The following is an 11,021-nucleotide window of genomic DNA, read 5'->3' as shown; positions in this document are numbered from 1 at the left end:
CCAGTCCCCAGTCCCCTATTAATTTCTCAATTGTACAGGCATAGCTAAATAAGTCATTTTTAACCCACCTAAAGGAGTAAAAATAACTGGGGTTAAACTTTGATTTAAGTGCATTTGAATTTCTGTAGAAGGTAATTCTTTCAAACCTTCCATGAGATATTTGACATTAAAAGCAATGTCTATATCTTCCCCAGAAATTTGTGCTGGCATTGACTCTGTACCACTGCCTACGTCTTGCGCTTCACAAGATAATGTAATTTCTTGATTTTCGTTATCAATGCTGATTTTGACAATATTATTTTTTTGGTCAGCTAATACCGCAATTCTTTCTAAAGTGCTGATAAATTGTTTGCGTTCTAATACTACTTGGCGTTCAAATTGCCGGGGAATTAATTGCCGATAGGCGGGATATTGTCCTTCTAAAGTGCGGCTAGTTAAACGTTGATTTTGCCAAGCAAAGACTATTTGACCTTGATCTAAATATAAGGATACAGCTTCTTCAGAAGAACTATGGGCAAGCATCCGTTGTAATTCTCTTAATGCTCTTGCTGGTACTGTGACTTCTAACTGTTCGCTACCTTCTAAGGGACGCTCGTTAGCGGTTTCCAACACTGCTAAACGGTGTCCATCTGTAGCTGCAAATTCTAGGGTGTCTTGTTTAACGGTTAAATGTAGCCCTGTCAGCACTTGCTTGGTTTCGTCGGTACTGGTAGCAAAAAGAGAACCTTTTAAACCTTCAATTAATGCAGCGGTGGTGAGTTGAATTGATTCCGAACTTTCAATTACAGGTAATTCGGGAAATTCTTCTGCACCCATAGCGCGGACTTGATATTTACCGCTTTGGGGTTTGAGGGTGACTACTATACCTTCTCCGGTGTTGTCTGCTGACTCGTCATCTAGGGAAATTTCCCCTTCTGGTAAACGAGAGGTGATATCTAAAAGTAGTTTAGCAGGAAGAGCGATCGCCCCACCTTCAATTACTTCTGCACTAAAACTGGTACGGATACCCAGACTCAAATCAAACGCTGTTAAACTGACTTGGTTAGTTTCCGCATCCGCTTGTAAAAGCACGTTAGCAAGGATGGGGTGAGTCGGTCTTGATGGTACTGCACGACTGACAAGGGAAAGGTTGGTACTGAGGTCACTTTGAGAGCAAACTAATTTCATAGAGCAGGGAATAGGGAATAGGGAATGGGGAATAGGGTTGAGTTTGAGGAGATATGTTTGTTCTCATCACACTGACAACCGCTATCAATATGGACTTAACAAGCGAAAAACAATGGTAACAAATTTTTGACATAGAAGATATGACTGCTAAAAAGCTGATTACTGATAGCTAATTTCTACATTTGTGGAAAAGCTGTGGAAAAACTCGCTTAGTTTTCCACAAAGTAATTATACTTAATGTATTTTTCTTACAAAATTATTAAGTTTTCCACAACTTTTTCCCCAAAAGGTAATATTTTTTCCACAATCGCAGTTAAATTTAACAATTTTTTATACTTTGCTTAATGCTTAATATTAGGTGACAGGTGACAGTGAATAGATACCCGACTTATTAAACAAGTCGGGTATCTGGGTATTACGTTTTTTCAGGTTGAGTTACTTACTACTTTTGATAACGAGTATTCATATTAATGCGATCGCTCAACTGTCGTAAGGTTTGCATTAAACTTTTATCCGTCTCCTGAAGTTGGGTAATTTTTTCACAACTATACATCACCGTTGTATGGTCTTTCCCTCCAAATTCCTCCCCAATTCTTGGTAAACTTAATCCTGTATATTGACGCATTAAATACATTCCAATTTGTCTAGCCCAGCTAATTTCCCGACGGCGAGAACTACCTTTTAAATCTTCACTAGAAAGATTAAAAAACTCAGCCACCACATTTAAAATAACTTCTGGTGTTGCTTCCGTTTTTTGGCTAGAAGTGCTTAAAACAGGGGTAATACTTTCCACAGTCATAGGTAAACCCCAAATAGAAATATAAGCCAAAGCCCGAATTAACGCCCCTTCCAATTCTCTAATATTAGAAGTATAATTATAAGCAATATATTCAACTACATCTATAGGTAAACGAATATTTTCATATTCAGCTTTTTTCTGTAAAATTGCCATGCGGGTTTCTAAATCCGGCGGTTGAATATCAGCAATTAAACCCATAGAAAACCGCGAACAAAGACGCTCTTGTAAACTCAGAATTTGATAAGGAGGACGATCAGAAGCAATGACAATTTGCTTTCCTGCCTCATGTAAAGTATTAAAAGTATGAAAAAATTCCTCTTGAGTATATTCCTTACCTTCCAAGAATTGAATATCATCAACTAATAAAATATCAGCAGCCCGGTAATGTTCCCGAAAACTCTGCATACTATCATTACGAATTGCCGTAATTAAATCATTAGTAAACTGCTCGGTTGAAACATAAAATATTTTAGAATCAGGATAAATTTCCCAACGATAATTACCAATAGCTTGCATTAAATGGGTTTTTCCCAAACCCACACCACCGCATAAAAATAAAGGATTAAATTCCCTACCGGGATATTCTGCCACTGCTAAAGAAGCAGCATGAGCCATTCTATTATTAGCGCCAACCACAAATCTAGAAAAAACGTACTTAGAATTTAACTCTGTACTTTTTTGTTGATTTTTGGGAACATTTGATTGAATAGTATTAGCTGCTGGAACTTCCCAATTAACATCTTGTTGATTTAACCCAGAAACTTCATCACCTTGAACAGCAGTAATGTAAATTACTACAGGATAACCTAAAATATCCTGCACCACACGCGCAATAGTATTGATGTAATACTTTTGCAACCAGTTTCTCGCAAATAAATTAGGCGTAGATATAACTAAGCAATTATTTTCTAGCTGTACTGCACTAGCTGTTTTAATCCAAGTTTCAAAGGTAGGACGAGATAACTCTAACTGTAAACGCTCTAACACCTGATGCCACAGATTGTCTAGGGTAAATTCCATCATCTACTACCTTTGCTGCTAATTGCCACAATAGAAGGAGATATGAGCAAAAAATTATGTAACTTTATGTAACTTGAAACTGTAACCATTCTGGTTAAAACCAGGTAGCTAATATCCTACCACCTAGCGACTAACACGGAGAAAAAATAACATCATGAATACGAATCATCATCATCTAGAATCCAAACATATTGATACCAGTGATTTGATCCACCACAGGAAAGCAAAAACCAGAGTTTGGATGTTAATAACTGGGTTAGCCGCAGTAGTTCTTAGTGGCTGCTCTAACTTAAATAGTAGAACTTTAGAAGCACAACAAGGCACAAATCAATTAGACAAAACTACAAACACAAATGCAGGAATTATGCCTCCTGCAATTATCGCATCTTCTGGCGACCCTAATTTTGTTGTCAAAGTAGTACAAAAAGTAGGTGGTGCGGTAGTTCGCATTGATTCCGCTAAAACAGTCACATCTCAAATACCAGCAGAATTTTCCGATCCATTTTTCCGCAGATTTTTTGGTGATAGAATACCCCAGCCAAGGGAAAGAGTAGAAAGGGGTAGTGGTTCTGGATTTATTATTAATTCCTCTGGACAAATTTTAACTAATTCTCATGTCGTAGATGGAGCAGATGAAGTTACGGTAACACTCAAAGATGGGCGAACTTTTGAGGGTAAAGTATTAGGAGAAGACCCAGTTACAGATGTGGCAGTCATTCAAATTGATGCTAATAATTTACCAGCTATAGCTTTAGGTAATTCTAATATATTACAACCAGGTGAAGCGGTAATTGCTATTGGTAATCCTTTAGGTTTAAATAATACAGTTACTTCAGGAATTTTGAGTGCTACAGATCGTTCTAGTAGTGATATTGGTGCTAGTGATAAACGAGTAGATTATTTACAAACAGATGCAGCAATTAATCCTGGTAACTCTGGTGGTCCACTACTGAATGCTCGTGGTGAAGTCATAGGAATGAATACAGCGATTATTCAAGGCGCTCAAGGTTTAGGATTTGCAATTCCTATTAATACCGTGCAAAAAATTTCTCAAGAATTAATTAGCAAAGGTAGGGTAGATCATCCTTATTTGGGTGTACAAATGGTGGCGCTGACACCAGAAGTTAAGGAAAGAATAAATACTAGATTTGGGGATAGAGTTTTAGTTGCAGAACAAGGAGTTTTATTAGTGAGAATTGTTCCAGAATCACCAGCAGCCATTGGTGGACTCAGAGCAGGGGATGTGATACAAAGTATTAATAATCAACCTGTAACTAAAGTGGAAGAAGTGCAAAAAATAGTAGAAAATAGTCAAGTTGGTAGTCCTCTACCAATACAAGTAGAACGCAATGGAACAACTGTTCAATTAATAGTTAGACCTGCACCTTTACCCATTAGAGGTGATAGGTAATAGTTGACAGTAATAAGAGTAGGGGTAATTCATGAATTACCCCTACACAAGAATCAAGTTTTTAGTCCTATTTTACAGGAGTTGGCAAAATGACCGATAAATCATCAATTATTCAATTAGGTAATCCTAAATTACGTGAAAAAGCAGCTTGGGTGGAGAATATTCAAGATGAGAAAATTCAAAAATTAATTGATGATTTAATAGCTACAGTTGTTCAAGCTAATGGTGTGGGAATTGCTGCACCACAGGTAGCTGAATCATTACGTTTATTAATTGTTGCTTCCCGTCCAAATGCCAGATATCCAGATGCACCAGAAATGCAACCAACAGCAATGATTAATCCGCAAATTATTAGTCATTCAACGGAAGTTGTTAAAGGTTGGGAAGGTTGTTTAAGTGTTCCCGGAATTAGGGGTTTAGTTCCCAGATATCAAACAATTGAAATTGAATATACTGATAGAGATGGAAATTTACAACAACACGAATTAACTGATTTTGTAGCGCGGATTTTTCAACATGAGTATGATCATTTAGAAGGTATGGTATTTTTAGACAGGGTTGAATCTACTGAAGAATTAATGACTGAAACTGAATATCAACAGAGGATAGTTAAAGCAGAGAAGAGTTGATAATTTTCCATGAATTTAATAAAAATCCCCGATATTCTCTTTGAAAAAATCGTAAGCATTCAGGAATAGAGTGATCAGAACCCCGACTTCTTTTATGAGCTTGTCCATAAATTGTGAATTGATTGCAGAAGTCGTGGATCTCGGTATCAACAAGTGCTATTGTGGAATACTTATAAACAATCAATAAATGATTTATCTTTGTGAAAAATCGGGGATATAATTTACCTTAATTTTATCAACAAATTATCAACAAATTATCAACAACTATTTTCTAAATCTACAGGACTTACGCAAAAGGGAAAGAAAGTAGGGGTAATTCATGAATTACCCCTAGGCAAGAATAAGGTTTTCAGTCACATCTTGCGTAAATCCTATCTAGATATAGTTGGGAAAATTGGTCATGGATAAAGCGTGTCATTTTTCTGATTTTTACCAAGATTGTGATAAATTATGCCCCGAAATCAACGCCAAATACAAGCCCTACTACATAAGGTTGAGTTTGAATTATAAAAAACCTCTACCAGTAGTAAGAGGAAATAATGACTAAAATTAGAGTAAATTAAAAGGCTTATTGAAGATTCTCTAATTTATAGGAGGTTGATTTAATATGGCGAAAATTACTGATTTTGTAGAAGATGCTGGCGCTCCTGGAATTATCGTCGGAATTGGTGCTGTTTTACTTGCACCTGTGGTCATTCCTGTTGTTGCTGGAGTGGGTAAACCCATAGTTAAATCAATAGTTAAAGGTGGTCTTGTTGCTTACCAAAAAAGCAAGGGAGTTTTTGCTGAATTGGGTGAAACTTGGGAAGATATAGTCGCTGAAGCTAGAGCAGAAATAGCAGAAGAACAACACACACTAGCATTTGAAACTGCTTCGGAAAATCAACATAATTCCTAATAATTCGTAATTCGTAATTGAATTATGAAGTAAGAATTCAGGAGTCAGGAGTCGTAGGGGCGAAGCATTCGGAAAATAACCTGTGATAAAAATTAATAATTGTTCGCCCGAATCCTTCGCCCGTACAGGAGTCAGGAGTCAGAAGTCAGAAGTCAGAAGTTGTTCTTTTGGATTTTGGATTTTGGATTTTGAATTGTATTGATAAACTCTAATCTAAAATCTAAAATCTAAAATCTAAAATCTAAAATCTAAAATCTAAAATCTAAAATCTAAAATTTTCCTCCTCATCTACCTGTTCCCTATTCCCTGACTCTGATAAAAATTTATAAATCAAGTTGGACGCTATATGTTAAAAATTACAGATAAAGCAAATTTAAATAAATCCTTTAATCCCATTGCTACAAAAATTGTCAGTGATACTCCAGGAAGACTCAGGTTAAGAGTTGCACCGAAAAACCGTAAAGTTGAGAAAATGCAACATATCGCCAATTTTTTAACAGCACAACCTCACATTAGTCAGGTGAGAACTAATATTCATCATGGTAGTATTTTGATTCATCATGATCATCAAACTGGTACTTTATCAGAAATTTTGGAAACACTGAAAGATATAGGCATAATTTTTACAGATATTACCCAAGGTCAAACTGAAGCAGCATCGGGAATATCTCATGCAGTGATTGATTTAAACCAACGAGTTGAACGTGCTACAAATGGTTCTGTAGATTTGCGTTTTCTGTTTCCCTTGGGACTTGGTACTTTAGCAGTAAGACAGTTAATCATTAAGGGTTTGCAATTAGAAGTAATCCCTTGGTATGTTTTAGCTTGGTACGCTTTTGATAGTTTCTTGAAATTCAATACAGGTGACAGGTGACAGATTTGAAAATCTTTTGATGTCGAAATTTTATCGTTAATTAGTTGACTAACTGTTCCCTGTTCCCTGTTCCCTTTCATGAGCAAAAATGCTGAAATTTGGCGCTGTAAAAGTTTATCCTGAATCTTAGCACCTTTGCCAACAGAAATTATGAAAAAGCTGATTAATCAACCAGAAGCATTTGTTAGGGAAAGTTTAGCAGGTATGGCTGCTGCTCATACTGATTTAATAAAGGTAAATTTTGAGCCAACTTTTGTTTATCGAGCAGATGCACCTGTACAGGGTAAGGTAGCAATTATTTCCGGTGGTGGTAGTGGACATGAACCAATGCACGCGGGTTTTGTGGGGATGGGAATGCTTGATGCTGCTTGTCCTGGAGAGGTTTTCACGTCTCCCACTCCTGATCAAATGTTAGCCGCCGCACAGCAGGTTGATGGGGGTGCGGGTATTATTTATATTGTGAAAAATTACAGTGGCGATGTAATGAATTTTGAAATGGCTACGGAGTTAGCCAGAAGTGAGGGTATCCGTACATTAAATATTATTATTGATGATGATGTGGCAGTGAAGGATAGTTTATATACCCAAGGAAGAAGGGGTGTGGGAACAACAGTACTGGCAGAAAAAATTTGTGGTGCGGCGGCAGAAAACAGCTATGATTTACAGCAGATAGCTGATTTGTGTAAAAAGGTAAATCTGCATGGTCGTAGTGTGGGGGTAGCGTTGAGTTCTTGTACTGTTCCTGCTAAGGGTACACCGACTTTTGCTTTGGGGGATGATGAGATAGAATTAGGTATTGGCATTCATGGAGAACCAGGAAGAGAACGGGTTTCTATGATGTCAGGGGATGAAATTACGGAGATTTTATGGCGATCGCTCTTTGATGATACTGCCTATTGTCGCACGGTGCGGGAATGGGACGAAACCAAGGAAGAATGGCAGGATGTGGAACTATTAAATAAACCGTTGCAAAAAGGCGATCGCCTCTTAGCTTTTGTTAATAGTATGGGTGGGACTCCGATTTCTGAACTTTATCTCGTCTACCGCAAACTAGCAGAACTTTGTCAGATGGAAGGACTGGAAATAGTGCGTAATCTAATTGGACCCTACATGACATCATTAGAAATGCAAGGTTGTTCCATCACGCTGCTGAAGTTAGACGAGGAAATGTTACAGCTATGGGATGCACCAGTTAAAACCGCAAGTTTACGCTGGGGAGTTTGAAATGGTTACTCAGGTGCAAATTTTTCAATGGTTATATGTATTTGCTTCTGTTATTGAGAAACATAAAGAAGAATTGACGGAATTAGATGCAGCCATTGGTGATGCCGATCATGGTATCAATATGGATAGAGGTTTTAAAAAGATCAGCAGTATCTTACCGAGTATTGAAGGGAAGGACATCAGCAGTATTTTGAAAACTGTCAGCATGACTTTAATATCTAGTGTGGGGGGTGCAAGTGGTCCTTTATATGGAACATGGTTTTTAAGAGCGAGTGCTGTAACTGCGGGTAAGCAAGAATTAACTGAAAAAGATATGTTAAATTTACTCCAATCTGGTTTAAATGGAGTTATTGAACGAGGTAAGGCGCAATTAGGAGATAAGACTATGGTAGATGTGCTACATCCCGCCGTGACTTCTTTTGAAAAAGCTGTAAATGAAGGTAAGGGTAGTGTGGAAGCTTTGCGGATGGCTGTAACTGCGGCGGAACAAGGGTTAAAGGATACTATACCGATGTTAGCAAAGAAAGGCAGAGCAAGTTATTTAGGCGATCGCAGTATCGGACATCAAGATCCGGGAGGAACTTCTGCTTATTGGATGTTGCGGAGTTTGTTGGAAGTGGTGGAAGGTTCGAGGGCTAAAAAATAAAAACATAATTAGTGCCATTATTGGCATTTTTCTCTTGACCTTTAAAATATATATGCTATGATAAAAATCGCTTTGGTTAAGGACGTATAGCTCAGTTGGTTAGAGTACATCGTTGACATCGATGGGGTCACTGGTTCGAATCCAGTTACGTCCATGTTTTTTATTTTACTGTAATTATATCTGCCCTTTGCTAGATTATTTTTCCGCTCTGACAAATTAATGATCCTTTTAGTTCGGTTAATCAATCTGTCAAGTGGTCAAATGTGGTCAAATAATTTCGCACTCAACTCCCACCATGAACAAAATCATATTTCACCTCGCCTTCCCTGTCACCAACATCCCCCAAACCAAAGCCTTTTATGTCGACGGTTTAGGCTGCATCCCCGGAAGAGAAAACCCCCACGCTTTAATTCTCAACCTTTACGGACATCAATTAGTTGCCCACATCACTAAAGAACCTTTAACACCCCAAAAAGGCATTTATCCCCGACATTTCGGTTTAATTTTCACCCAAGAAAAAGACTGGCAACAATTACTAGAAAAAGCCAAAATTAAACAACTGAATTTTCGAGAAGAACCCAAAAACCGTTTTCTTGGGTCTCCTCTAGAACATCACACTTTCTTTTTAGAAGATCCTTTTTATAACTTAATGGAATTTAAATACTATCGTTATCCAGAAGCAATTTTTGGTAGTTCTGAATATACAGAAATTGGTGATAGGTAATTGGTGATTGGTGATTGGTGATTGGGAAAAATAACCAGTGACTAAGGAAGCATCGCAAATGTGTACATTTATTTTGATCTAACGGAAAAAATGATCCAAGGGACTGATATGATTGAACCACAAAGGACGCAAAGGACACAAAGGTAAGAGAGTTTAAGAGATGTTTTGGTGTTGCTGCGGTTATTTTTTCTTGCATTGGTATGCTCCCGTGACTAATGACTAATAACTAATAACTAATGACTAATTGGTTCATCTAATGCTGATGCTACTACTTCAAAAGTCCTTTTATCTGTTAACATCCAAGGATGCAGAGCAACGGGTAAAATCACTTCCTTACCAAAAGGTATTCTTGAACTTTCCGCAGGTACAATCATCAAATCATAAGGTGTCCAAATAGATGTAAAATTTAACTTATTCAACATTTCTACATCAGAATTTAAGTCATTTAAAAAATCACTATTAGGTTGCATTTGTAAAGCACCCTTTAACCAAGTTAAATATGCAATATTTGTTCCCCGATGGGGTGAGGAAATGGTAATAAACCTATTTACCTTTTCTATTCCTCCCAATCTTTGAATATAATAACGGCTGACTATTCCCCCCATACTAAAACCCACTATATCTAATGGTTGTTCTGGTGCAAAGTTCATGTTTACATAATCTGCTACTTGCTGTGCTAAATTATCTAAAAGCTCAGAACCGTTATTAGGAATTAAATCAAGTGTACAAACTACCATACCTTGCTTTCCCAGGTAACACGCCATTTTGTTGAAAACCGCTCCAGTATCATTAATTCCGTGTACCAATAAAACAGGATTACGCTTGTTTGCTTTATCATTCATAGTAATACTTTTGAAATAGGGTTGTAAAAAATTGTCAGTATTCATCAAATCTGATTTGAGTTATTTCTGTAGAAAATATAACCAAGTATTAGAGCTATCAACCCAGACGCTATGACAGTTTTTGCAATTAACCAATGTTGTTAAATTTTGTTAAGGAACATCTCAGAATCTTGCTTATAGATACGGTAAGATTTAATAATGATTTCGCTGGTCTTCATCAGTCGCTAATAGTTGTAATGAAGTCATAACAATTGGCCTATAGAATGACTACAAGGCGATTTAGTAAAAATCCCTAAAGTTATTACTGCTTATTACCGCAATGATTATGGCAACAAAATGTAAAATTATGTTGAAATAATTTACAATTATGGTGATATGACAAAAATTTAAAAACAGGAGAAATTGTCATGTTTGGATTTATCAAAAATTTAATCGGTGGTATTCTTGGCTTCATCGGTGGGTTATTTGGCAAAAAAGATGAATACTACTTGGAACTAAAAGAAGAAGTTGGAGAAACTACACCAGCAGCAGCACCCGTAGCACCAGCAGCAGTAGTAAAAGCAGAACCCGCTCAAGCACCAACCCCCAAAGCAGAACCCGCTCAAGCAGCAAAAGCAGAACCCGCAAAACCGGCAGTAGCAACTGAAACAAATTTTGCAACTAAATATTTAATTACTCCATCTTCTGGTGATCGTCGTCGTCCAGGTGCGAACATGAGTAGTTTTCTAGATATGGCAGGTCAAGTGAAAGTACCTGGATAAATCAATTTTGGATTTTGGATTTTGGA

Annotated in this window: 11 protein-coding genes and 1 tRNA gene; 9 read left to right on the top strand and 3 right to left on the bottom strand. The window is 37.2% G+C overall.

Features of this window, described 5'->3' with window-relative positions:
* Positions 1–18: 18 nt before the first annotated feature.
* Both dnaN and dnaA read right to left on the bottom strand, forming a co-directional pair.
* Positions 19–1,167, bottom strand: a complete 1,149-nt coding sequence (dnaN, locus tag H5968_RS18375) for a DNA polymerase III subunit beta (protein ID WP_187041112.1) — start codon at positions 1,165–1,167, stop codon at positions 19–21.
* Between the two features lie 442 nt (positions 1,168–1,609).
* Positions 1,610–2,986, bottom strand: a complete 1,377-nt coding sequence (gene dnaA, locus H5968_RS18370) for a chromosomal replication initiator protein DnaA (protein WP_096572816.1) — start codon at positions 2,984–2,986, stop codon at positions 1,610–1,612.
* A 154-nt stretch (positions 2,987–3,140) separates the two neighbouring features.
* On the opposite strand from dnaA, the gene H5968_RS18365 reads away from it, so the two are divergent.
* The 8 genes from H5968_RS18365 to H5968_RS18330 all read left to right on the top strand — a co-directional run bounded on the left by H5968_RS18365 (position 3,141) and on the right by H5968_RS18330 (position 9,392).
* Positions 3,141–4,397, top strand: a complete 1,257-nt coding sequence (locus H5968_RS18365) for an HhoA/HhoB/HtrA family serine endopeptidase (protein WP_187041111.1) — start codon at positions 3,141–3,143, stop codon at positions 4,395–4,397.
* A gap of 89 nt (positions 4,398–4,486) precedes the next feature.
* The gene (gene def / locus H5968_RS18360) at positions 4,487–5,026 is read left to right on the top strand and encodes a peptide deformylase (protein ID WP_187041110.1); all 540 of its coding nucleotides are present in this window, start codon (positions 4,487–4,489) and stop codon (positions 5,024–5,026) included.
* Positions 5,027–5,633: 607 nt separating this feature from the next.
* Positions 5,634–5,924 (top strand): DUF5132 domain-containing protein, encoded by a 291-nt coding sequence (locus tag H5968_RS18355; RefSeq protein ID WP_187041109.1) that lies wholly within the window; start codon positions 5,634–5,636, stop codon positions 5,922–5,924.
* A 346-nt stretch (positions 5,925–6,270) separates the two neighbouring features.
* On the top strand, positions 6,271–6,798 hold the full coding sequence (locus tag H5968_RS18350; RefSeq protein ID WP_187041108.1) for an HMA2 domain-containing protein: 528 nt from the start codon (positions 6,271–6,273) through the stop codon (positions 6,796–6,798).
* A gap of 150 nt (positions 6,799–6,948) precedes the next feature.
* Positions 6,949–8,022, top strand: a complete 1,074-nt coding sequence (gene dhaK / locus H5968_RS18345; protein WP_187041107.1) for a dihydroxyacetone kinase subunit DhaK — start codon at positions 6,949–6,951, stop codon at positions 8,020–8,022.
* Position 8,023: 1 nt separating this feature from the next.
* Positions 8,024–8,668 (top strand): dihydroxyacetone kinase subunit DhaL, encoded by a 645-nt coding sequence (gene dhaL / locus H5968_RS18340; RefSeq protein ID WP_187041106.1) that lies wholly within the window; start codon positions 8,024–8,026, stop codon positions 8,666–8,668.
* An 80-nt stretch (positions 8,669–8,748) separates the two neighbouring features.
* Positions 8,749–8,822: transfer RNA gene (locus H5968_RS18335), tRNA-Val, on the top strand.
* 141 nt (positions 8,823–8,963) lie between these two features.
* Positions 8,964–9,392, top strand: a complete 429-nt coding sequence (locus H5968_RS18330) for a VOC family protein (protein ID WP_187041105.1) — start codon at positions 8,964–8,966, stop codon at positions 9,390–9,392.
* Positions 9,393–9,625: 233 nt separating this feature from the next.
* On the opposite strand, the gene H5968_RS18325 is transcribed toward H5968_RS18330, so the two are convergent.
* Entirely contained in the window at positions 9,626–10,234 is a 609-nt protein-coding gene (locus H5968_RS18325) for a triacylglycerol lipase (protein ID WP_187041104.1), read from the bottom strand.
* Between the two features lie 407 nt (positions 10,235–10,641).
* Here H5968_RS18325 and H5968_RS18320 point away from each other — a divergent pair, with 407 nt between their 5' ends.
* Positions 10,642–10,995 carry a hypothetical protein gene (locus tag H5968_RS18320; RefSeq protein WP_187041103.1) on the top strand — a complete coding sequence of 118 codons (354 nt, stop codon included), beginning with the start codon at positions 10,642–10,644 and terminating at the stop codon, positions 10,993–10,995.
* Positions 10,996–11,021: the final 26 nt, after the last annotated feature.

Source organism: Sphaerospermopsis sp. LEGE 00249 (genome assembly GCF_014299995.1).
Classification (GTDB): Bacteria; Cyanobacteriota; Cyanobacteriia; order Cyanobacteriales; family Nostocaceae; genus Sphaerospermopsis; species Sphaerospermopsis kisseleviana.
This window is presented reverse-complemented; position numbering and strand designations above follow the sequence as displayed.